At 72.2% G+C, this 20,998-nt stretch carries 15 protein-coding genes, 2 tRNA genes and 1 pseudogene; 9 read left to right on the forward strand and 9 right to left on the reverse strand.

The window, feature by feature from the left end; all coding sequences use genetic code 11:
* Positions 1-24: 24 nt before the first annotated feature.
* The gene (gene fdhD, locus AB8O64_RS30220) at positions 25-858 is read right to left on the reverse strand and encodes a formate dehydrogenase accessory sulfurtransferase FdhD (protein ID WP_370422597.1); all 834 of its coding nucleotides are present in this window, start codon (positions 856-858) and stop codon (positions 25-27) included.
* A 279-nt stretch (positions 859-1,137) separates the two neighbouring features.
* Here fdhD and AB8O64_RS30225 point away from each other — a divergent pair, with 279 nt between their 5' ends.
* Complete coding sequence (locus AB8O64_RS30225; RefSeq protein WP_370422598.1) at positions 1,138-2,730, forward strand: aldehyde dehydrogenase family protein; 1,593 nt, start codon at positions 1,138-1,140, stop codon at positions 2,728-2,730.
* A gap of 16 nt (positions 2,731-2,746) precedes the next feature.
* Here AB8O64_RS30225 and AB8O64_RS30230 read toward each other — a convergent pair whose 3' ends face one another.
* Positions 2,747-4,078 carry a DUF2254 domain-containing protein gene (locus tag AB8O64_RS30230; RefSeq protein WP_370422599.1) on the reverse strand — a complete coding sequence of 444 codons (1,332 nt, stop codon included), beginning with the start codon at positions 4,076-4,078 and terminating at the stop codon, positions 2,747-2,749.
* Positions 4,079-4,182: 104 nt separating this feature from the next.
* On the opposite strand from AB8O64_RS30230, the gene AB8O64_RS30235 reads away from it, so the two are divergent.
* The 3 genes from AB8O64_RS30235 (at position 4,183) to AB8O64_RS30245 (ending at position 6,117) form a co-directional block, all read left to right on the forward strand.
* Positions 4,183-4,270 (forward strand) — tRNA-Leu (locus AB8O64_RS30235).
* A 172-nt stretch (positions 4,271-4,442) separates the two neighbouring features.
* Complete coding sequence (locus AB8O64_RS30240; protein WP_370422600.1) at positions 4,443-5,894, forward strand: MFS transporter; 1,452 nt, start codon at positions 4,443-4,445, stop codon at positions 5,892-5,894.
* Between the two features lie 135 nt (positions 5,895-6,029).
* Positions 6,030-6,117, forward strand: a tRNA-Leu gene (locus AB8O64_RS30245).
* Between the two features lie 848 nt (positions 6,118-6,965).
* Here the strand turns inward: AB8O64_RS30245 and AB8O64_RS30250 are convergent.
* Positions 6,966-7,151 (reverse strand): annotated as a pseudogene (locus tag AB8O64_RS30250) (helix-turn-helix domain-containing protein); the annotation flags it as partial.
* A 199-nt stretch (positions 7,152-7,350) separates the two neighbouring features.
* On the opposite strand from AB8O64_RS30250, the gene AB8O64_RS30255 reads away from it, so the two are divergent.
* Both AB8O64_RS30255 and AB8O64_RS30260 read left to right on the forward strand, forming a co-directional pair.
* A complete protein-coding gene (locus AB8O64_RS30255; RefSeq protein ID WP_370422601.1) occupies positions 7,351-7,917 on the forward strand; it encodes a hypothetical protein in 567 nt (188 codons plus the stop codon).
* Positions 7,918-8,057: 140 nt separating this feature from the next.
* Complete coding sequence (locus AB8O64_RS30260) at positions 8,058-8,288, forward strand: hypothetical protein (protein ID WP_370422602.1); 231 nt, start codon at positions 8,058-8,060, stop codon at positions 8,286-8,288.
* Positions 8,289-8,465: 177 nt separating this feature from the next.
* Here the strand turns inward: AB8O64_RS30260 and AB8O64_RS30265 are convergent, their stop codons facing one another.
* Both AB8O64_RS30265 and AB8O64_RS30270 read right to left on the reverse strand, forming a co-directional pair.
* The gene (locus AB8O64_RS30265) at positions 8,466-8,996 is read right to left on the reverse strand and encodes a hypothetical protein (protein ID WP_370422603.1); all 531 of its coding nucleotides are present in this window, start codon (positions 8,994-8,996) and stop codon (positions 8,466-8,468) included.
* A gap of 206 nt (positions 8,997-9,202) precedes the next feature.
* Positions 9,203-9,952, reverse strand: a complete 750-nt coding sequence (locus tag AB8O64_RS30270) for a helix-turn-helix domain-containing protein (RefSeq protein WP_370422604.1) — start codon at positions 9,950-9,952, stop codon at positions 9,203-9,205.
* Between the two features lie 6 nt (positions 9,953-9,958).
* On the opposite strand from AB8O64_RS30270, the gene AB8O64_RS30275 reads away from it, so the two are divergent.
* From AB8O64_RS30275 to AB8O64_RS30285, 3 genes are all read left to right on the forward strand, one after another.
* The gene (locus tag AB8O64_RS30275; protein WP_370422606.1) at positions 9,959-10,330 is read left to right on the forward strand and encodes a hypothetical protein; all 372 of its coding nucleotides are present in this window, start codon (positions 9,959-9,961) and stop codon (positions 10,328-10,330) included.
* Positions 10,331-10,402: 72 nt separating this feature from the next.
* Positions 10,403-11,545, forward strand: coding sequence for an NAD(P)/FAD-dependent oxidoreductase (locus AB8O64_RS30280; protein WP_370422607.1), 1,143 nt, complete (start codon positions 10,403-10,405; stop codon positions 11,543-11,545).
* 153 nt (positions 11,546-11,698) lie between these two features.
* Positions 11,699-13,252, forward strand: a complete 1,554-nt coding sequence (locus AB8O64_RS30285) for an FAD-dependent oxidoreductase (RefSeq protein WP_370422608.1) — start codon at positions 11,699-11,701, stop codon at positions 13,250-13,252.
* Here the strand turns inward: AB8O64_RS30285 and AB8O64_RS30290 are convergent.
* Genes AB8O64_RS30290 through AB8O64_RS30305 form a run of 4 tightly spaced genes read right to left on the reverse strand, consistent with a single transcriptional unit; the run spans position 13,236 to position 20,906 of the window.
* Positions 13,236-14,465, reverse strand: a complete 1,230-nt coding sequence (locus tag AB8O64_RS30290) for a cytochrome P450 (protein ID WP_370422610.1) — start codon at positions 14,463-14,465, stop codon at positions 13,236-13,238. The two genes, AB8O64_RS30285 and AB8O64_RS30290, sit on opposite strands and share 17 nt — an antisense overlap.
* Positions 14,462-16,072, reverse strand: a complete 1,611-nt coding sequence (locus tag AB8O64_RS30295; protein WP_370422612.1) for an FAD-dependent monooxygenase — start codon at positions 16,070-16,072, stop codon at positions 14,462-14,464. Before AB8O64_RS30295 ends, AB8O64_RS30290 begins: the two co-directional genes overlap by 4 nt.
* Complete coding sequence (locus AB8O64_RS30300) at positions 16,069-19,374, reverse strand: ferritin-like domain-containing protein (protein WP_370422614.1); 3,306 nt, start codon at positions 19,372-19,374, stop codon at positions 16,069-16,071. Before AB8O64_RS30300 ends, AB8O64_RS30295 begins: the two co-directional genes overlap by 4 nt.
* On the reverse strand, positions 19,374-20,906 hold the full coding sequence (locus AB8O64_RS30305) for a flavin monoamine oxidase family protein (protein ID WP_370422616.1): 1,533 nt from the start codon (positions 20,904-20,906) through the stop codon (positions 19,374-19,376). Before AB8O64_RS30305 ends, AB8O64_RS30300 begins: the two co-directional genes overlap by 1 nt.
* Positions 20,907-20,998: the final 92 nt, after the last annotated feature.

A 20,998-nucleotide genomic window follows, 5' to 3' on the forward strand; every position in this document is an offset into this window, starting at 1 on the left:
TGGGCCCCGTGCCTCAGGCGGCTTTCACCCTAGGGCAACGCGCTGCTCCCCGGCGTAGACATTCATCGAGGAGCCGCGCAGAAAGCCGACCAGGGTCATACCGGTCTCCGCCGCCAGGTCGACGGCGAGCGAGGACGGCGCCGACACGGCGGCGAGCACGGGGATCCCGGCCATGACGGCCTTCTGGACCAGTTCGAAGGAGGCCCGGCCGGAGACGAGGAGGATCACGTCGGAGAGCGGCAGCAGCCCCTGCTGGAGGGCGCGCCCGACGAGCTTGTCGACCGCGTTGTGCCGGCCCACGTCCTCGCGGACGTCGAGGAGTTCGCCGTCCCGCGTGAAGAGCGCCGCCGCGTGCAGCCCGCCGGTGCGGTCGAAGACCCGCTGTGCCTCCCGCAGCCGGTCGGGCAGGACCGCGAGCAGGGCGGGTTCGAGCCGCATCGGCGTCGGCCCGTCGGTGACGGGCCAACGCGCGGTGGTCCGTACGGCGTCCAGGCTGGCCTTGCCGCACAGGCCGCAGGAGGACGTGGTGTAGACGTTCCGTTCCAGGCTGATGTCGGGGACGGGCACGCCGGGCGCGAGCCGGACGTCCACGACGTTGTAGGTGTTCGCACCGTCCTCCGTCGCGCCCGCGCAGTAGACGATATTCGCCAGTTCCTCGGCACTGCCGAGGACGCCCTCGCTGACCAGGAAGCCCGCCGCGAGCGCGAAGTCGTCACCGGGGGTGCGCATGGTGATCGCGAGCGGTTTGCCGTTCAGCCGGATCTCCAGCGGCTCCTCGGCCACGAGGGTGTCGGGCCGGGTGCTGACGGCCCCCTCGCGAATGCGGATGACGCGGCGTCGTTCGGTGACCCGTCCCATGTCGATCAGTCCCGGTGCTGGTGGCGGCGGTGGACGGCTCATTGTCCCCGCTGGCCTCGGCCCCGGGCCGCGCAGTCCCCGGCCGGCTGCTCCGGGAGTGACGTGGGCCTCATCCGACGCGGGGGCCCGGCGGGCGGCCCGCCACGTGGCTACCGTTCGGTAATGCTCGGTTATGGCAAGGAGAACGGTCCGTAGTACGGCACGACCGCGCCACTTCCCCGCCCCGCACTCCCCTTGCCCCGGCAGGGGAGCCCCCGTGCACCGAGAGCGGAGACACCGATGGCAGTCATCCCTGGAAGCTCCTCCTCCTCCAAAACCACCCTCCTGCTCAAGCCCGGCACCGAATGGGCCACCGCCTGGCAGCGCTGCCTGGCGGTCGCCCCGGAGGCGTTCCGAGGCGATCGTGTCCTGAACCTGTGGAACGGCACCTGGCAGGCCGACGGCCGTCCGCTGCCCGCGACGACCCCCGTCGACGGCACCCCCATCGCCGGTCCGCCCCGCCTGGAGAGGGCCACCGCCCGGCACGCCGTACGGGCCTCCCTCGATCAGCACCGCGCCTGGCGCGAGGTCCCGCTCGCCGAACGCAAGGCCAGGGTGGCCGCCACCCTCGACGCGCTCACCGAGCACCGCGACCTGCTCGCCCTCCTCCTCGTCTGGGAGATCGGCAAGCCGTGGCGGACGGCCCGGGCGGACGTGGACCGGGCCATCGACGGCGTCCACTGGTACGTGGCGGGCATCGACGCCATGGTCGCCGGCCGGGTGCCGCTGCCCGGCCCGGTCAGCAACATCGCCAGCTGGAACTACCCGATGAGCGTCCTCGTCCACGCCATGCTCGTCCAGGCCCTCGCGGGCAACGCGGTCATCGCGAAGACCCCCACCGACGGCGGGCTGGCCTGTCTGACCCTCGCCTGCGCCCTCGCGGCCCGCGAGGGGCTGCCGGTGACCCTGGTCAGCGGCAGCGGCGCCGAGCTGTCGGAGGCGCTGGTGCGGTCGCCGGAGATCGGCTGCGTCTCGTTCGTGGGCGGCCGGGACACCGGCGCGCGGGTCGCCACGGCCCTCGCGGACCTGGGCAAGCGCCACATCCTGGAGCAGGAGGGCCTCAACACCTGGGGCGTGTGGAACTTCACCGGCTGGGACGCGCTGGCCCCGCAGATCCGCAAGACCTTCGACTACGGCAAGCAGCGCTGCACGGCGTACCCGCGCTTCGTGGTCCAGCGGTCGGCGTTCGCGGACTTCCTCGCGGTGTACCTCCCGGCGGTGCGGTCGGTCACCCCCGGCCATCCGCTGGCTGTCGCCGACCCCGCGGACGCCCTGCCGGAGCCGGACTTCGGCCCCCTCATCAACGCCGCCAAGGCCAAGGAACTGACCGACCACGTGGCGGAGGCCATCGACCGGGGCGCGATTCCCCTGCATCAGGGCGACCTGACCGCCGGCCGCTTCCTGCCCGGCCAGGACGTCTCCGCCTACGTGGCCCCCGTGGCCCTCCTCAACCCGCCCCCATCCTCGCCCCTGCACCACGCCGAACCGTTCGGCCCGGTCGACACGATCGTCCTCGTGGACACCGAGGCCGAGCTGCTCGCCGCCATGAACGCCAGCAACGGCGCCCTCGTCGCCTCGCTCTCCACGGACGACGAGGCGGCGTACGAGCGGCTGGCCCCGCAGATCCGCGCCTTCAAGGTCGGCCGGGGCAAGCCGCGCTCGCGCGGCGACCGCGACGAGCTGTTCGGCGGCTTCGGGGCGTCGTGGCGCGGGGCGTTCGTGGGCGGGGAACTGCTGGTCCGGGCGGTGACGGACGGCCCGCGCGCGGCGGAGGAGCGACTGCCGGGGAACTTCCCCGAGTACCACCTGATGCCGACCCGCCAGGCGGGCTGATCCGGTCCGGGCCGGGTCACCCGATGCCCTGACGGTCCGGCAGCAGCGAGAACTCCCGGTCGGCGGCCTCCGGCACCGCGCGCTCCACGGCCTGTGCCAGGAGCGCGCGGTGCCGCTCGAGCGGTGGCCGCCGGTCCTCGGGAGCCAGCCGCCACAGATCGTCCAGCGCGGCCATCAACCGCCGGGTGACCTGCGGATTACCGATCGCACAGCCACGGATCTCGGTGAAGCCGAGGTCGACGAGGCCCGTCCAGCCGGGCAGGTCCTGCACGAGCCGTACGACGCCCTTGCCGTCACTGTGGTGCAGCGCCCCCAGCGGCCGGCCCGCCATCGCGGCCAGGAACTGGGTGATCCGGTCCAGGCACTGCACGGCGGTCGTCGGGTCGTTGACCGCGGGGGAGAGGGCCCGCTGTGCGATGTCCGACAGCTGCCGCAGCCCGAAGGCCAGATCCTGGTGGAAGGTCCGCTCGACCCCGACGGAGACGGTGTACCGCAGCATCCGCTGCGGCGGCACCCCGCCCCGGCCGTGCACGGCCAGCAACGGCGTCCCCGGCACCACGAAGTCCCCGATCCGCGGGATCAGCCGCAACACCACCCCGTGCCGTCGCGCCACCCGCACCAGGCGGGCGATGTTCACATCCCGCAGCACCCCCGCCCGCCCCGGATACGCGATCTCGGCCGTGGCCCCCGGCAGCGGCACGGCCCCGCTGTCCACCGTCCCGAGCCGGGCCAGCACCCGGAACGACTCCCGGGTGATCCGGTCGACGACGTGACTGACCTGCATCAGCCGCAGGGTGGAGTTCACATACGCGATGAACAGCGCCAGGCTCACCAGGACCATGCCCACGCAGGCGAGGCTGGAGACGATCGGCACCGTCCGCACCACGCGGGGATCGGTTTCCCCCTCGTACGACGCCTGCACCAGCAGCGCGAACAGGAATGTCGCCAGGAACACCGCGAACGTGGCCTTGGTGATCCTGCTGCGGACGTACAGCCGCACGACGCGCGGTGAGAACTGCCCACTGGCCATCTGGAGCGCGACGAGTGAGATGGAGAACACGACACCGATGAAGGTCAGCATCGCCGAGCCCACCGTCGTGACGATCGTCTTGGTGTCGTCGGCGATGCCGATCAGCGACTCGACGGTGTCGTAGTCCTGCTCCTCCTGGAGGACCTCGATCAGCAGCCGGTCCAGCTCCAGCACCCCGGCGGCCAGCAGCCCCGCCGCCACCAGGCCCACGGTCGGTGTGAACCAGAAGGTGTCCCGCAGATGCTCCCGCAACGGCGACAAGGCCCGCGGCCGCCGCGGGGTGCTCCTCGGCGAGGCGAAGTGTCCCTCTTTGCCCATAAAAGGACCTTATGCCCCTCGCGAATACCCAGGTGAAAGGCACTCCGAAACCTTGGTATTGTTATCCATGTCGCCGCGGGGAACACCTGCGGGACGCACACCCGGTCCGGGTGGCGGAATGGCAGACGCGCTAGCTTGAGGTGCTAGTGCCCTTTATCGGGCGTGGGGGTTCAAGTCCCCCCTCGGACACCAGTGGAGACCCCAGCTTTTGCTGGGGTTTTTCTGTGTTTGGGAGGCGGTGTGACCCAAGGCGTGCCCGAGGGTCGGCCGGCAGCCCAGAGATATTGCCGTTCGACCGGACGCGGTGCCCCAGGCCCCGCCCCGGCAGCAGCCGCTGTGCTGCGCTCCCAGAGATCCCCGAGGCATGAACGTTTCCCTCACTGACCGCATCACCGACGATCAGCCCACCGGTTCGACGGGCGGGCGCCCCACCCGGGTGGCCGTGCTGGTCACCGCGCTCCTCACCGCCTGCATCGCCTTCCAGCTCAACGCGAGCATGCTCAGCCCCGCGCTGAAGAGCATCGAGGACAGCCTCGGTGCCGACTCCGCGGAGATCGGGCTCACCCAGACGGCGTTCTTCACCTCCGCCGCCCTGTTCTCGCTCTTCCTGCCGCGCCTCGGCGACGTCATCGGCCGCCGGAAGGTCCTGGCCGGAATGCTGGTGCTCATGGCGGTCGGCTGCGTGGTCGCCGCGCTGGCGACGAGCGTGCCGATGCTCTTCGTCGGCCGTGTCATCCAGGGCGTCTCCGGCCCGACCGTCCCGCTCTGCCTGATCATGCTGCGGGTCGAGATCACCGAGCCGAAGCGGTACGGCACCCTGCTGGGCGTGATCACCGCGGTCAACGGCGGCATCGCCGGCGTCGACTCCCTGGCCGGCGGCTTCCTCGCCGACAACCACGGCTTCGAGGCCGTCTTCTGGTCGATGGCCGTCGTGGCGGTCGTCGCCACCGTCCTCGTCGCCACCCTGACCCCCGAGTCCAAGGTCCCCGCCGCCGGCCGGATGGACTGGCGCGGCGTCGCGTTCCTCGTCGTGTCCGTCGGCTCGCTGCTCATCGCCCTGAACGAGGCGGGCAAGCTCGGCGCCGCGAACTGGCTCCTGGCCGGCGGGCTCGTGGCCGTCGCCGCCGTCGCCTTCGCCCTGTTCTGGCGGACCGAGGACCGCACGACCCACCCGCTGGTCGCCACCGGTCACCTGCGCCGGCGCGCCACCTGGGCGACCCTGCTGACCACCGTGCTCACCATGACGGGCGTGTTCGCCGTCATGAACGGGCTGATCCCGGCGTTCGCCCAGGACGCCGAGGCCGGCCTCGGCATGAGCGCCGAGCAGTCCGCGTGGTGGACCCTGACGCCCTACGCCCTCGCGGGCCTGGCCATGGGCCCTGTCGCCGGCCGCCTCGCCGCCACCTTCGGCTACGGCCGCGTCCTGCGCCTCGGCCTCATCGGCTCCGCGGCCTCGGTCGTCCTGATGATCCTCACGATCCCGGCCCACTCGCGCGTCATGCTGCTGGCGGCGTCGATCCTCGTGGGCATCACCTACGCGGGCGTGGCGAACATCGTCCTCAACGGCCTCGGCATCGTCCACTCCCCGGCCGACAACCCGGGCTTCCTCCCGGGCCTCAACGCGGGCGCCTTCAACCTCGGCGCGGGCCTCAGCTTCGCCCTCCTCTACGCGGTCAAGACGGCCACCGCCCCCACGGACGCGACCTCGTCCACCGGCTACACCTCCGGCATGATCGCGGGCGTCGTCATCCTGGGCGCCGCGCTCGCGGCATCGTTCCTGATCCCGAAGCCGGTCTCGGCGGAGGCGCGGGACTGACCCCGGCGCGGGCCGCCCCGGGGCCTCGCACCCCCGGGGCGGCCCGCGCCCCCTTGACCTGCTGAAAGGCACTCCAAAACCTTGGTATTGTTGGCCGTGCCGCTGCGGGGGAACACCTCGCGGAGACAGCACCTGGTCCGGGTGGCGGAATGGCAGACGCGCTAGCTTGAGGTGCTAGTGCCCTTTATCGGGCGTGGGGGTTCAAGTCCCCCCTCGGACACCAGCAGTGACCCCACTCCGGTGGGGTTTTTCTGTTTCTCCGGTGTGGGATCGCAGGTCCGCGTGACCAGCGCGTGACCAGTAGGATCCGGGTTTTCCTGCGACCGGCAGTGTGACGCCCCGCGAGGCGACCGGTCAGGAACCTTGGATGAGGCCGCTGGAGCCTGTCCGGCCGATCAAGGCCGGCCCAGGGGGTTCTGCGAGGATGCTGTGATGCAGCACATGCCGGATGACCCTTCGCTCCTGCCCGCCCCGTGGTGGGTGCCCGATGGTGGCATGCACGGCTTCGACTTGGAGCTGCGTCGCGAGCTTCCTCCTGGGCACCCACTGCACGGAGTGGAGGTCACCGCTGTGGCGAGATGCGAAGGATGCGACGACGTCCTGTTCAGCGTCGCGAACCGCCCGTTCCCCTGGGCTGTGGTTCACCTGACGTGGACAGGTCGTGAAGAACGTTCTCCCTGGCCGATGACAACGCCGCTTGCAAGCTTGGCCGAGCTCCTCAAAGAGTGGGGCGACCACGGTTGCAACGACGACGCGGCCTCATCTGCAGAATCACGTTCGTAGCCAGATGGCAATGGCTGCCACTGTCGCGGTGGCAAGGAGGACTCTGAAGCGGAATCGGCCGTGCCGTTGCTGGCGGACCTGTGGGTGATGACATTCCCATCGTGACATTGCTCGCCTGGTCGGCGCGGCTCGACACGGATCTGTTGCTTGCCGCTGCGGAGGATCCGCGGGCACTGAGGCGCAGTTCACCCGCTCAGGCGGTCGCGGCCTGCTGGAGATCAGTGCGCCGGGCGTCACCGAGGCCGGCACTCTCTCGGCACTCCGCGCCGAGCGCGGCATCGCCGCCACGGAGGCCTCCACGTCCAGTGCTCGCGCGAGCTTGTTGAGCGTGGTCATACGGGCGGTCAGCCGCTGGTTCTGCTCCAGCTTCCGCACCGTGTCCACGCTGAGCCGGGACTTCTCGGCGAGTCCCTCCTGCGTCAAGCCGCGTCGTATCCGCAGTTCGCCGAGCCGGTCCCCGAGTGTCGTCGCCATGTCCCTGCCCGTCAGGAAGTGGAGCGCCTACGGTCACGGTACGCCGTACGCGTATCGCACCGCGAAATTCGCCGATTCGGAACGGCAGTCCCCGCATACGCCCGTCGGGGCTCGGCCAGCGTTCCTCCAGGATGAGTGGACAGCGGCGGTGGCCCCCGCCCCGGCCCCCTCTGGAGGACGACGTGGCAGAGTGCAACTCATGCGGATATCCAGATCCCGATACGTCGCCGCAGGCCTCCTCCTCGGCACTGCCCTGACCGCCTGCGGCCAGGAGCGCACCGGCCCGACAGCGGCCGGCCCCACCTCGAACACCGGAGCCCCGGCGCCCGCGCACTCTCCCCAGGGCCCCGCGCGAGGAAACGTGGAGCCCGACGCCCACGACGGAGCCCCGCACTACCGCGAGAACAACGGCTTCAAGGCCCCCAAGGACATGTCAGCCGACAGCGAGAAGGCCGCCCGCACCGAAGCCGCCCGCATCGAGCCCGTCCTCAAGCGGCTCTGGACAGCCAAGACCTGGGATGCCAAGAGCGTGCGTGAGGCGCTGCTCAAACTGGGCTACCGAAACGAGGGTCCGGACAGCGAGCAGGGGCGTGGAACGCTCTTCGTACAGGCCCACGACCCCGACAGGAACCCAGGGGCCAGCGTCGCCCTCAACGTCCGTCGCGACGCCTGTGTGACCGCCTTCGTGCAGACGACCAATTACCAGGTCCAGGTCAACGGCCGATTTCTGGAAACGGGCTGTTTCGAGCCGCCGAGCGGTCACTAGGGCTCCCCAAAACCTCCGGCGGCAACCCTTGAGGTGCGCGCCTCCGGATGGCCCCATGCGCCGGTTCCCGCGAGTGTCCCTGGTATTGCCGGGGGAAACCTGGGGGTGGTCCCTGGCAGCATCCGCTTGTGAGGAGCAGCATGCAGCGCGTTCACCGTCTTCTGGTCATCGTCTCTCTGAGCGTGCTTCTCGGGTCGGCCGGAGCCTTGGCCGTTCCCGCGCACGCGGCGCCGGCAGATGTCGGCGGCGGCGTCGGACAGGCGGCGTCGGGTGTGGCGTCGGGGCTCAGCCAGACGGTATCGGGTGTTGCCTCGGGCGTCGGCCAGGCGGCATCGGGTGTCGGTCAGGGGCTCGTACGCGCCGTGAGTTGAGCTTCGACAGGTCTCGTCATGGAAGGGGCTCCTACCCCGTGTCACGGTCCGGGGTAGGAGCCCATTCGGCGCTCGCGTATGCGCGCATACGCTGGTGGATTCGGGTCGGAGACCGCACCGCTTCCTGAATGGGACGCGAGCCGAGTACCCGGCCCCCACCAGCCGCGCGGGACAGCTTCAGCCGAAGCACCCGAGGGTTTCGTTGAAGCCCGCACAGTGCCACTTTCCCCACCAGTAGCAGGCCTCGCCGCTCACCTGAAGACACTTCTTCTCGCCGTGGATCCCCACGCTGAGCTTGCCCCGGACCGGTCCGAGGCTCTTCTCCCAGGTGATGCTGTTCAGCTTGGAGTTGAGGTTGAATCCCTCTTTCCAGATCACCTTGCCGGACAGCTTGATGCCTACTTCCGCGCGCAGTACCCAGTGCTCACCGAAGGAGAATTCGGCACCCCCGTAGACACTGATGGGGCCAATGACCTTGATCTCCCAGGGCTCCCACTTGTCGGCCTGGCCGGACAGGGCCTGGGTGACCTCGGGGGCCTCCACGCCCTTTTCCTCGAAGCGCTGAGCCTCTGCGATGTAGTCCTGCTTCAGCGCCTCGGCGGTCGTGCCGGGTTCGCCTTCCGGCTTCAGATCGTTGACGGCCCGGGCCAGTTGCTCCCAGACGCCGGGATCGAGCCCTTGCAGCCCGGTAGAAGCGTCAGTTGCCATGTTCGCGTTCCCTTTCGTCGGAGCCGCGTCACCTCCGCGGAGCGCGCGGCGTCGGTGAATGTCGGACGGGCGCTCGGCCTGGGGAAGTCCGCGCCCGGGAACCTGCACAGTGCGCGTGCCCGACCTTTATGTACTGACCCGCGAATACAGCCCGGTTCACCGTATAGCGTGACGATTCGTTCATGTGTGCGTGGAAGAGTCGGCGTCTAAGTCTCAGCGCGTCGCAGCGAGACGGGCGTGCGTCCGATGAAGTCCCGCGCGGTACGGGCGAGATGGGCCTGGTCGGCGAAGCCCGCGGTGGCTGCGGCCAGAGCCGCGGTCGAACCCGGCAGATCGGCGATCGCGGTACGGAGCCGGCCCCATCGGCGCAGGCGGGTGAGCGTAATGCCCACGTCCTGGCGGACCAGGGCGCGCAGCCGCGGCTCCGACAGGCCGACCTCGATGGCGACGGAGGTGAGGGGCATGTCCGGATCGAGCGATGTACACAGGTCGACAGCGTGGGCGACTCTCGGATCGAGCGGGGCCGGGCGCCCGGCGAGTGCCCGCAGCTCGCCGTATCCGGCGGCCAGGTCCACACAGGGGCCGGGGCCGTCGGAATCGGTGGTGCCGAGCGTGGCGAGTACGCGGCGGACCTCGCCCGCGTCGAGCCGTACCGGCTCGGGGCGGGAGGGCAGCAGCCAGGAGTCGATGAACAGGGCGATGTAGGGCGAGGTCGCCGCACACGCGTGGGTCAGCTGGGGCGGAACGATCAGCCCGGGCGCTGCCGTCACGGGCCTGCCCGGCTGGTGGAGTTCGGCGTGGCCGCCGATCGGCAGCACGGCTTTCCAGGCAGGCAGCCGGTGCGGGGCGACGCGGAACGGGCGGGACTCGGCGAACATCGTCGCCTCGGTGCCGGAGGCGAAGACCGTGCGGCGATCGTTTTGTTCAAGTGCCCAGGCTCGAGGTGAACGGATCATCGTGCCATGCACGCTATCGCTGCCGTCGGTTTGGCGGCGTTCCTGGTCGTCACGGGGGTCATGCATTTTCTGACCCCCGGCTACTTCCGTCTGCTGGTGCCCGCCTGGTTCCGCCGGGAGCGGCTCCTCGTGGCCGTCAGCGGGGCGGCGGAGGTCGTGGTGGGTGCGCTGGTGCTCGTTCCGTGCGGCAGAACGGCCGGGGGCTGGGCCGCCGCCGTCCTGATCATCTGCTACCAGGTGTCCCATGTGGACGCGCTGCGACGCGCGCGGCCGGACCGCTCCCGGTTGCTGGAGCGGCCGGTCGGTGCGGTGGCCCGGCTGGTGGTGAACGCCCTGTACATCGTCTGGGCGGTCGCAGTGGCCACCTCCGCGGTCTGACACCGGCCGCGCGGTGGCCGAATGTCCGAGGCGGCGCCGAAGGCCGCCCGTAGTCACAGAGGAAGTCATGCCATGAGTCATCGACTCGTTGTCATAGGTGCCGGTTACGCCGGTCTGGCGGCGGCCGAGCGCCTCGCCCGCAAGCTGAGCCGCGGCGATGTCACCGTCACGCTGGTCAATGCCTCGGACCGGTTTGTGGAACGGGTCCGGCTCCATCAACTGGCCGCCGGGCAGCGGCTGGCGGCACCGTCGTTGCGTCAACAGCTCAGCGGCACATCGGTCCGGCTGGTCGTCGGCCGCGTCACCGCGATCGACCCCACTCGCCGGACGGTGTGTACCGACGTCGCGCCCCGGGAGATCTGCTACGACACCTTGGTGTACGCGGTGGGCAGCCAGGCCCGGCTCGACGATGTTCCCGGGGCGGCCGAGCACGCCGACGCTGTCGCCGGCCTCGAGCAGGCGACGCGGTTGCGGCACAGGGTTGCCCAGATCGCGTCCGGCGGCACTGTCGCGGTGGTCGGCGGAGGGCTGACCGGGCTGGAGATCGCCTCGGAGCTGGCCGAAAGCTATCCCGGCCTGCGCGTCAGTCTGCTCACCGGTGCCAGTGATGTCGGTGCGGGGCTCGCGCCGCGAGCCCGGGCCCACCTGCGGCGCGCTCTGGACCGGCTGGACGTCGCGGTGCATCCGGGCACCGTCGTCACGGCGGTGCGGGAGGACGGTCTGGAGACCCGCGGCGGCACGTCGTTCGCCGCTGACGCCGTGGTGTGGGCCACCGGGTTCCGTGCGCCGGAGCTGGCCCGCGCGGCAGGATTCGCCACGGACGGGAGCGGTCGGATGCTCGTCGACGCCACCCTGCGCTCGGTCTCGCACCCTGAGGTGTACGCCGTCGGTGACGCGGCTGCCGGGTTGTCGGCGGGCGGGGCCCCGAGCCGGATGTCCTGCCAGACAGCGCTGCCCATGGGCCGGGGCGTGGCCGATGTCGTCGCGGCTCGGCTGGCAGGCCGGGAACCCGGGCCCGTCCGGATCGGTTATGCCTTCACCAACATCAGCCTCGGCCGGCACGACGGTGTTGTCCAGTTCACGCACGCCGACGACCGGCCGCGCAGGCTCGTCCTGACAGGACGCGCCGCGGCGGCCTTCAAAGAGGCTGTCGTGCGCAGCACGGTACGTTCCGGGCGGCGCGGCGAGCCGGGCCGTGACGAGCCGGATTCCTGAGCCGACCCGCCTGTCGGTACGCGGCACGGCCCCGTTCGATCCGGAACGACCGCCCCCCGAATGCGCCCCGTTGAGGCCCGGTCGGCGTTCCCCCACGATGAGTGGACAGCGGCGTGGCCGCCGCGTCACGGGCGGAACGAGGGGGAGACGTCAGTGAGCAAGATCCGGGATGTCGTCGTCGTCGGAGCCGGGCCCACCGGCCTCGCGCTCGCCATTGCCTTGCGTCAGTACGGGATCGATGTCGTCGTCGTCGAGAAGGGGGCGCGGGGGAAGCGGGAGGCACGGGCGGGGGTGGTGTGGCAGCGGGCGCTCGAGGTGTTGCGGGATCTGGGGTGCGCGGAGGCCTTCTTGGCCGAGGGGCTGGCGTTGCGGCGGGTCGAGGTGGTCGCCGAGGGGCGGGAGGTCGGGGGGATCGACCTCGGGGCCGGGGAGACCGCCTATCCACGGCCGTTGTCGATCGAGCAGGACGCCGTGGAACGGTTGCTCGGGGAGCGGTTGCGGGAGGTGGGCGGGGAGATCCGGTGGTCGACGGAGGCGGTCGGCGTACGGACCTCCGACGACGGGGCCGTCGTCGAACTGCGGGGAGCCGACGGGCTCGGTACGAGCGTCCGGTGTCATTGGGTTGTCGGGTGCGAAGGGTCGCACAGCATGGTGCGCAAGGCGCTCGGCATACCGTTCGAGGGCGCGCGCCGGCCGAATCTGCAGTGCGTACAGATCAACGCCGAGGCCGACTGGAAGCACCCCTACGCCCCCGACCGCAGTTACTTCTTCCTCGTGCGCGGCGCTTCCCTCGGGGTCTCGCCCCGCCCCGGCGGCGGCTACCGGTTCTTCTGCTTCAGCACCGATCCCGACCCCACGATCGACCACGCCCCGACCGTCGAGGAGATGCGCGCTCTCGTCGCCGACGCCGCCCACGACCCCGGCACCACCCTCGTGCCGACCGATCCGCCGTGGGCCAACCGGGCCCGCTTCCAGGACCGGTTCGCGGGGTCGCTGCGGGTCGGGCGGGCGCTGCTCGCGGGGGACAGCGCGCATCTGTGGGCGCCCATCGGCGGGCACGGGCTCAACACCGGGCTGCGCGGCGCGCACAACCTCGGGTGGAAGCTCGCCGCCGTCCACCGGGGCTGGGCGGTCGACGCGCTGCTCGACACGTACGCCACCGAGCAGCGGCTCACGGCCCGGAAGGTGATGCGCGCGATGCGGCACGACGTCCTGGAGCTGCCGCCCACCCGGCTCACCCTGCTCGGCATGCGCCTCGCCGGGCCGCACCTCATGCGCAGGGAGTGGTTCGCCGGACGCATCCGGACCGTCCTCAGCGATCTGACCATGCACCACCGGGAGAGCCGTCTCTCCGACAGCACCCCGAGCCGGTACCGCTCCCTCCTCGCCGGTGACCGGCTGCCCGACCTCCCCGTCCTCCTCGACGGGCGGCGCCGCCGCCTCCACGAGCTGCTCTCCTACGAGCGCTGGACCCTGCTGACCGCCCCCGGAGCCTGCGTCGACGACGCCCGGCTGCGGCGGCTCACCGACAGCTGCGCCATGCCGGTCGAGCACGTCCGCCCGTACCCGGCGCGGAGCGCGCGGCGGCGGCTGGCCGGGGCCGGGTCGCTGATCCTCGTGCGGCCCGACCGGCACATCGGCATCTCCACCGACACGGTGGAGGAGCTGGAGGCCTACGTCCGGCGGTGGTTCACTCCCCGTGGGTAGGCCGCTCGTCCCCGCGCACCATCATGCGCGCCGGCCCGTGGAAGACCAGGTCGTCCGCCCACCGCACCGGCTCGTCCGTCAGGGCGAGCCCCGGCAGGCCCAGGAGCGCGGTGAGCCCGATCTCGGCCTCGGCCCGGGCCAGCGGGGCGCCGACGCAGTAGTGGATGCCGAGGCCGAAACCGGTGTGGCGGCGCGCGTCGCGGTGAAGGTCCAGGCGGTCGGGGTCGGGGAAGCGCTCGGGGTCGCGGTTGGCCGAGCCGAGGACGAGGGTGACCTTCTCGCCCCGCCGGATGACGCGCCCGCCGACCCGGTCGTCCTCGAGAGCCCACCGGCTGATCATCTGAACGGGGGAGTCGTAGCGGACCAGCTCCTCGACCGCGCCCGGCAGTGACCCCGGGCGGGCCCGGAGCCGGTCCAGCGGGCCGGGGTGGGCGAGCAGCGCGAGGAGACCCTTGGCGAGCAGGTTCGTCGTCGTCTCGTGGCCCGCTGTCAGGAGGTGCACACAGGTGCCCGCCAGCAGGTCCTCGTCGATGCCGGTCCGCACCGGCTCGGCCAGCATTGCCGCGATCAGATCCGTCCCGCCGCCCGCCGCCTTGGCGCGACGGCGGGCGAACTCGGCGCGGAAGTACGCCCCGAACTCCCGCGCCGCCGCCTCCGCCACCGCGAACGCGTCCGGCCGCCGGGCGACGCGCGCGCTGGTCGCCTGCTGGAGATCCACCGCGCGGGCGCGGAACCACGGCCGGTCCTCCTTCGGCACCCCCAGCAGCTCGCTGATGACGAGAATCGGGAACGGTGCCGCGAAACCGTCCACGAGGTCGGCCTCGCCCTGCGCGGCCGCCCCCTCGGCCAACTCCGCGACCAGGCCCGCCGCGAGCTCACCGATACGCGGACGCAGCCCCTCCACGACCCGTGGTGTGAAGGCCTTCGCCACCAGCGCGCGCACCCGGGTGTGGCGCGGCGGGTCCATGAAGACCATCCAGTTCGCGACGGTCCCGCGCAGATGGGGGCATTCCTCGGGCAGGCGGGCGGGCAGCCCGCCCCGGCCGTACCGGCGGCTCGACAGCACCCGCGCCACATCGGCGTGCCGGAAGAGGTACCACCCGTCCTCACCCCGGTGGACCGGGTCCTCCTCCCGGTAGCGGCGGTAGCAGGGGTAGGGGTCGGTGACGTCGACATCGGCCGTGCGGAACGGGCCCGGTGCGCCCCCGCTCACAGCGCGCCCCGGACGGTGTCCGCCACCCGCAGCACGTCCCTCGGCAGTGCCGCGCCGCGCCAGGCGACATGGCCGTCCGGGCGCACCAGGACGAACGCGCTGCGGTAGAGCCCCGCCACCGACGCGTCGTGGCACCGCGTCGCCTTCAACGGGACGCCCCGGTGCGCGAAGGCCGCCTCGAACGCGGCCAGCCGGTCGGAGTCGGCGAAGCACAGCAGCCGGAACCTGTCGCCGAACAGGTCCAGCGTCGAGGTGTCCGCACCCAGCCACGCGTGCGGGGCCCGGGCCCCGGGCAGGGCGTCGGTGCGCCAGTCCCGCTCCCTCCTGCCGTCGCGGATCACGACGGGTGACACGTAACGGAAGCCGAAGTGCACGTCCGGCGAGTCGAATTCGCGCCGCACCCCGCTCCGTTCCATGCCCTCCGACAGCTTCGCCCGTGCGCGGGCGCCCTCGGCGGAGTCGAGCAGGATCGCCTTGGGCAGCTCGCGGCGCGTCGTCCGCAGCAGATGGGCGTTGGCCTCCTCCAGGCTGCGTTCGGCGACCGGGCGGCGCTCGGTGTCGTAGGAGTCGAGCAGCCCCGGGCCGGCCCAGCCCGCCAGCTCCGCGGCGAGCTTCCACCCCAGGTCGGCGGCGTCGCAGATACCGGTGTTCATACCGAAGCCACCGGACGGCGAGAGGGTGTGCGCGGCATCGCCCGCGAGCAGGACACGGCCGTGTCGGTAGCGCTCGGCCACGCGGTGCGTCAGATGCCAGACGTTCTCGGAGAGGACCTCCACCGGGGTGTCGTACCGGATCGCGTTGCGGATCATCGTCAGCGCGTCCTGCCCGGCAGCCTCCGGCTCAGGGCCCGCCGGGCCCGGCCCGCTCACCGTCAGCCGGTACAGGTCCCGGCCGTCCATGGACCGCAGCGGGTAGCGCAACGTCGGCGGCTGGGTCAGGAAGTACACCAGGGCGCCGCGCGCACCGAGCCGCTCGCGCAGCCCCGGCGCGCGGAAGAGGATGTTGCGGAAGACCCGCGTGTCGTAGCGGGCCGGGGCCGCGATGCCCGCGGCCTTGCGGACGAGCGACGACGCCCCGTCGCAGCCGACGAGATAGCGGGCGCGGATCCTCAGCCGCGAGCCGTCGTCGAGGTCGGTGGCCGTCGCGACGACGTGGTCGTCGTAGCGGGTGAAGCGGTCGAGGCGGCAGCGCCGCCGCAGCGGGCCGTCGGGGTGCACACCCACTTCCCGCGCGAGCAGCGGGCCGAGCCAGTGCTGCGGGCACACCTGCTCCGGCTCGGGGGTGTACGCCAGCGGCGGCCGGTGGTCGGCCGTGCCGAACTCCAGGCGGTGGATCTCGTGGCCGCCGACCGCGGTCACCCAGGCGATGTCCAGGGGGTGGTCCCCGGGCCAGCCCGCGGCCCGGATCCGGTCGGCGACGCCCCAGCGCCGGAACAGCTCCATCGACCGGGGGCCGACCGTGCCCACCTTCGGATGGGTGACCGTGCCGTCGGAGGAGTCCAGCACCATGAAGGGGACACCTCGGTACTTCAGGTCCAGTGCCAGCGCCAGGCCCACCGGGCCACCGCCGACGATCAGTACGTCCGTCGTGCGAAGAATTCGACTCATGACCTACCCTGCGTCCTGCGGAAGAAGTCGGCGTAGAACGCCATCATTTCGGGAACCTGCACCGGCACCGGCGGGCACGTGAGGGCCGCCGCCGACAGGTGCTCGAAGCGCAGCGCGAGCGCGCGGCGCGCCACGTCGGGCCGGGGATTGGCGACGGGCGCGACATCGAGTTCGAACGTCGGTCCCGCCGTCCGGCCGCGCCGCCCCGACTCCATGGTGACCAGCAGCTCCGCCAGCGGGCGCATCATGCCGGTCATCACGTCGATGGACGCGTTCATCAGCTTCGAGCGGCGCAGACTCGCGTCGGGGCTCTCCCCGAAGTGCTGCGCCATGAGGTGGAGCATCAGGAAGTACGAGCGGTTGAACAGCCGGGCCACCGCGCGCGCTTCCGGGTCCGTGATCGGGTCCTTCGCGCCGTCGCCCGGCTCCACCGTCGGATTGCGCAGCGCCGGGTAGGCGGGGTTCCACGGTGCCAGCCGCCCGTACGGGCCCTCGACCCGCTCGGTCGTCAGCGCCTCACCGATCCGCAGGAACGTCTGGAAGTGCGACTCGTCCGAGGGCCGGCCGGGGCCGTGGCCGAGGGCGCCGCCCTCGCCCTGTTCGGTGATGAAGTCCACCGCGAACAGCGCGCTCGACAGGTCGTCGACCTCCAACTGGTAGTCGGGGTGCGTGGCGTTGAGCGACTCCCGCATGAACAGGTGGTGCTCGCCGCCGCCCCGGCCCTTCTCCACCAGGAACAGCTCGGGCACCCGCTGCAACCCCTCGCGGATCCCCGCGTACAGCTCGCTCACCGAGCCCCACGCGAACGCCCGCCGCCGCTTCGGGCCGCTGTCCGCCTCCGGGCGCCCCTCGCCCTCCCGCCGGAGCTCCGGGACGAGCCCGGCGGGCTGTTCGATCGCGATGAACCGCTGCACACTGCCGACGCTCAACGGCTCCAGCGCGAAGTCCAGCGGCACCGGCAGCACGGAGTTGATCGTGCCGAAGTCGACGGCCGGGACGTGGAACGGTTCACCGATCGCCATGATGATGTTGTTGACCACCAGGAAATGGATCATCTCCTCGCGGGCCACGTTCAGCAGCGCCCCGCGCATCCCGTCGTCCGTCGTGGCCCCGCCCCGGCCGCACGCGAGTTCCAGCTGCGCGGGCGTCCACAGCCCGCGCCGGACGTACTGCCGCCCGGCCCCGTGGGTCGGCAGCGAGAAGGCCGCGTAGAGGTACTGCAGCATCACCGCCAGCTCCAGGGCGGCGGCCTGCTTCAGCGCGGTCCACAACTGGCCGCGCGTGGTGATGCCCGTCCCGGTGCCGGGCACGGCGGGCACCGGGACGGGCGGCCGCACCCGCGCCTGCTGGTTGCGCAGGTACGCCAGCAGCAGCCGCGCCTTGGGATCCGTCAGATCGCGGGTGGGCGGCATGTAGTACGTCTTGGCCTTGTTGCCCGGGTCGCACATCTGCCAGGCCAGCTCCGCGTACGTGGCCACCTTGCAGCGGTCGGCGAGGCTGAACACCTCCGAGGTCATGAAGGTGGAGATCTGCTCGTAGTAGGCGAAGACCTCCCGGTGCAGCAGCTCGAAGTCCACGTCCTCGCGGGGCACGTCGTCCAGGTGCCAGTCGTCGGGCAGGACCCGTACGGCCAGGGCCCCGGCGCCCGCCCAGAAGCCGAGCGAGTCCTCGTCGTCGTAGGCCGCCCACGCCGATCCCGGGGCGTCGGGGTCGGTGTCCGGCACGTCGCCGGGGCCGGTGGACAGCAGGACCCGGCAGGTGCCCGCCCGTTCACCGCGCAGGGTGAGCAGGCCGTGGCCGTGCTCGTCCGTCTCCACGACGCACTCGGGGGCGAAGGCGCCGGGCCCGTCCGGCGGGCCCGCGCGCAGCCCCAGGGTCACCGCGTCGCCGCAGCGGGCGCCGGGCGTCCCGGCCGGCCGGTGGCCGGGCAGCGCACGGGGGTTGGCGTACTGCCGCACGGTCACCGGGCCCGCGCTCGCCGGGCGGCCGCGCACGTAACTGCGCAGCGGCACCACCACGGCGTGGTCGCGGCCGTGGGCGAGGTCGCGGTGGTGCACGGCCGTCAGCGCCTCGTCGCTCTGGACGACCGTCTCCCGCTCGGTCAGCAGCGTCGCCCGCCGCCCGTCGGGCAGCACGCCGGTCAGATACAGCGCCGCGTCGTGGGCCGCCTCCCAGCCGGGCTCGGCGGGCACCGTGACGATGCCCGAGGTGAGGTCGTCGCGGTACGCCGCCGAGGGCAGCCGGGCGACGAGCCGGCCGGAGTCGGCGGCCCGCAGCTCCAGGTCGCCGAGGTCCAGCGGTGGGCCGAGCCGGTGCAGCGGGCCGGGGCCCGCCTGCTCGGCCCGGCCGGTGAGGGGGACGGCGGAGACCATGTTGAACGCCGCCCGCCCGGCCGCGAGGCCGACCGTGAGGTGGTGCAGGACGCTGCCGCCCGCGGGCGGCGGGCCGGGCACGAGCAGCCGCCCCGCCGGGTAGGTGCGCAGCTCGTCACGGTGCCACGGGGCGATCGTCCCCCGGACCCGCCAGTGGCTCGGCGCGTCCGGGGCCACGGGCGACGACATGCCGTCCAGCGCGAACTGCACGACGAGACCGTCCGCACCCCCGTCCAGGGCCTGGCGCAGCGCGCCCACCACGGGGGAGGTCCCGGCGTCGGGGAGCCAGTCGGCGTCCTCGTCGTCCGCCACCACGAACTGGTGCACCGCGCAGTAGCGCAACTGCGGGGCCAGCACATGGTCGCCGATGTCCAGGATGTGGCCGAAGTCGACCCAGCGCGGCGGCTGGAGACCGTTCACCCCACCGGTGAACAGATAGCCCCGGTCGTGCGAGCGGCCGACGCGGCCGAAGCCGAACCGGCCCACCATCAGGGCCGTGGTCCACCGCGACGCGGGGTCGAGGTCGAAGACACGGGCCCGGTTGACGGTGGTGCGCAGATAGTCGTTGTAGTGGCCCCATACGTCCACGCCGCGGCCGACCGCCGGATCGGCGACGGCGAGCATCCCGTCGGGGCCCTCGGCGGCGACGATACGGGCGTCCATCAGGAAGTGGCCGTTGCCGTCGAAGTTCCAGCCCTTGGCGAGGCTGAACTCCCCGTGCGGCGCGAGCCGCCCGTCCCGGTCGAAGCGTGGGCCGAGCTCGTCGAGATACGCGTGGAAGTCGCTTGCGGGACGGTCGGCGGGGAAGGGCCCCTCGTCGGTCAGTACCCGGTTCGCGGACAGGTCGACGTGCCCGCAGCGCGGCCCGGTCGGCAGTTTCGTCGTCGCGACTCCGGCGAAGTGCAGCCTCGGCAGGTCGAAGACGCTCATCAGCACGCTCCCGCCGGGTCGTGGATCCCGAGGGCGGCTGCGGGGTGGCGGCCCGGCGCGTACCCGTCGATCTCCTCGACGGCCCGCAGCGCCGATTCGACGGCTCCCTCGATCCACGCCGGGGTCGTCGAGGTGTGCTCGCCCGCGAAGAACAGCCGGCGCACGGGGCGGGCCGCGCGGGTCCGCTCCCGCTCGACCTCGGCCGCGTCCTTGCCCCAGCGCATCGCGCAGCCCACGGTCCACGGGGTGTGCCCCCACGCCGTGCTCACCGCGTCCAGGACCATGCCGGGCCGCAGCAGCTCGGGATGGACCGCGCTCAGCTCCTCCAGGACGAGCCGGTGCCGGCGGCGGGGCGACATCCGCCCCAGCCGCCCGGCCTCGCGGCCGATCGTGTAGCTGGCCAGCAGCGCCGCCCCCCGGCCCGGGCCGCCGTCCACGGGCGGGTAGTACGTCTGGCGGATGCTGCCGCCGGTGAACGAGGCCCCGCCGGCGATGCCGTCCGCCTGCCAGAAGGGCTCCCGGCAGTGGAAGGCCACCTTGGTGGCCGGGCAGTAGTCGACCTCGCGCAGCACGGCCAGCTTGTCGGCGTCCAGGCCGGTCAGCCGCATGCGCCGCAGCGCCGGGAAGGGCACCGTGCAGACGACGAAGTCGCTGGGCTCGACGACCGTGCCGACGCCCGCCCGGGAGCGGACCAGCACGTCGTGCTCCCGTACGTCGATGCCCACCACCTTGCGGCCGCACGCCACCGGGCCCCGCAGCCGCTCGGCGAGCCGGCGGGGCAGCTGGTCCATGCCGCCCTCGATCCGCAGCAGCGCGGGGCTGGTCTCGGTGAGGATGTCGTCGAGGAAGCTGTTGAGCCGGCCGCTGCAACCGGCCCTGATCCCCGGGTGCGCGGCGAAGAGCGCGTGGAGGTCCACCCGGCCCCCGGCGGCCCCGGCCCCGGCCGGATACGGGGCCGGACCGACGCGGGCGACCAGGTCGAGCAGCTGTCGGCGCAGGTCCGCGCGCAGCGCGTCCCGCAGGTCCGGCGGGGCGATGGCCCCGACGACGGCGGTGAGCCAGGCGCCGAAGGCGACGGTGGCGTCGTCGTACGAGCCGGGGTGGCGCTCCCGCGCGAGCTCGCGCCGGAAGCCGCGGTGCAGCGGACCGGAGGCGTCCCGGATCCGCACGAACCCCTCGGCCGTGTGCAGAAAAGCGTTCTCGTCCGACAGCAGGGTCCTGAATTCCCGAACATTTTCACCGAGGCGCAAATGTTCGATGTATTTCAGGGTGCGGTGGTGACGGTCCGGAATGCGCATGGCGCCCAGTTCCACCGACGGTGCGCCGGGGGCGGGGCCGAACCGGTGGGTGTGGACGCGCCCGCCGATACGGGTGTTGCCTTCCAGTATCCGGACCCGGTAATTCAGTCGCTCCAGCTCGTAGGCCGCCACCAGCCCGGCCATCCCGGCGCCGATGACGGTGACGCGGCGGCCCTTTCGTCCCTCGCCTTCGCTGGGTGCATGAGCATGCCAAATTGGTGAAGTGCTGCACATGGTGGTTCCCCCCGTGATGTACAACCAATTCCCGTGCCGGCGCTCGCGTCGAGTCCATAGGTCCGCAGTGAGGATTGGCAACGAGTTTTCCG

Source organism: Streptomyces sp. QH1-20, assembly GCF_041283565.1.
Taxonomy (GTDB): Bacteria; Actinomycetota; Actinomycetes; order Streptomycetales; family Streptomycetaceae; genus Streptomyces; species Streptomyces syringius.

Coding starts and splice junctions, on each gene's coding strand:
- fdhD (WP_370422597.1), bottom strand. CDS start 858: ATGGGACGGGTCACCGAACGACGCCGCGTCATCCGCATTCGCGAGGGG.
- AB8O64_RS30225 (WP_370422598.1), top strand. CDS start 1,138: ATGGCAGTCATCCCTGGAAGCTCCTCCTCCTCCAAAACCACCCTCCTG.
- AB8O64_RS30230 (WP_370422599.1), bottom strand. CDS start 4,078: ATGGGCAAAGAGGGACACTTCGCCTCGCCGAGGAGCACCCCGCGGCGG.
- AB8O64_RS30240 (WP_370422600.1), top strand. CDS start 4,443: ATGAACGTTTCCCTCACTGACCGCATCACCGACGATCAGCCCACCGGT.
- AB8O64_RS30255 (WP_370422601.1), top strand. CDS start 7,351: ATGCGGATATCCAGATCCCGATACGTCGCCGCAGGCCTCCTCCTCGGC.
- AB8O64_RS30260 (WP_370422602.1), top strand. CDS start 8,058: ATGCAGCGCGTTCACCGTCTTCTGGTCATCGTCTCTCTGAGCGTGCTT.
- AB8O64_RS30265 (WP_370422603.1), bottom strand. CDS start 8,996: ATGGCAACTGACGCTTCTACCGGGCTGCAAGGGCTCGATCCCGGCGTC.
- AB8O64_RS30270 (WP_370422604.1), bottom strand. CDS start 9,952: ATGATCCGTTCACCTCGAGCCTGGGCACTTGAACAAAACGATCGCCGC.
- AB8O64_RS30275 (WP_370422606.1), top strand. CDS start 9,959: ATGCACGCTATCGCTGCCGTCGGTTTGGCGGCGTTCCTGGTCGTCACG.
- AB8O64_RS30280 (WP_370422607.1), top strand. CDS start 10,403: ATGAGTCATCGACTCGTTGTCATAGGTGCCGGTTACGCCGGTCTGGCG.
- AB8O64_RS30295 (WP_370422612.1), bottom strand. CDS start 16,072: ATGAGTCGAATTCTTCGCACGACGGACGTACTGATCGTCGGCGGTGGC.
- AB8O64_RS30300 (WP_370422614.1), bottom strand. CDS start 19,374: ATGAGCGTCTTCGACCTGCCGAGGCTGCACTTCGCCGGAGTCGCGACG.
- AB8O64_RS30305 (WP_370422616.1), bottom strand. CDS start 20,906: ATGTGCAGCACTTCACCAATTTGGCATGCTCATGCACCCAGCGAAGGC.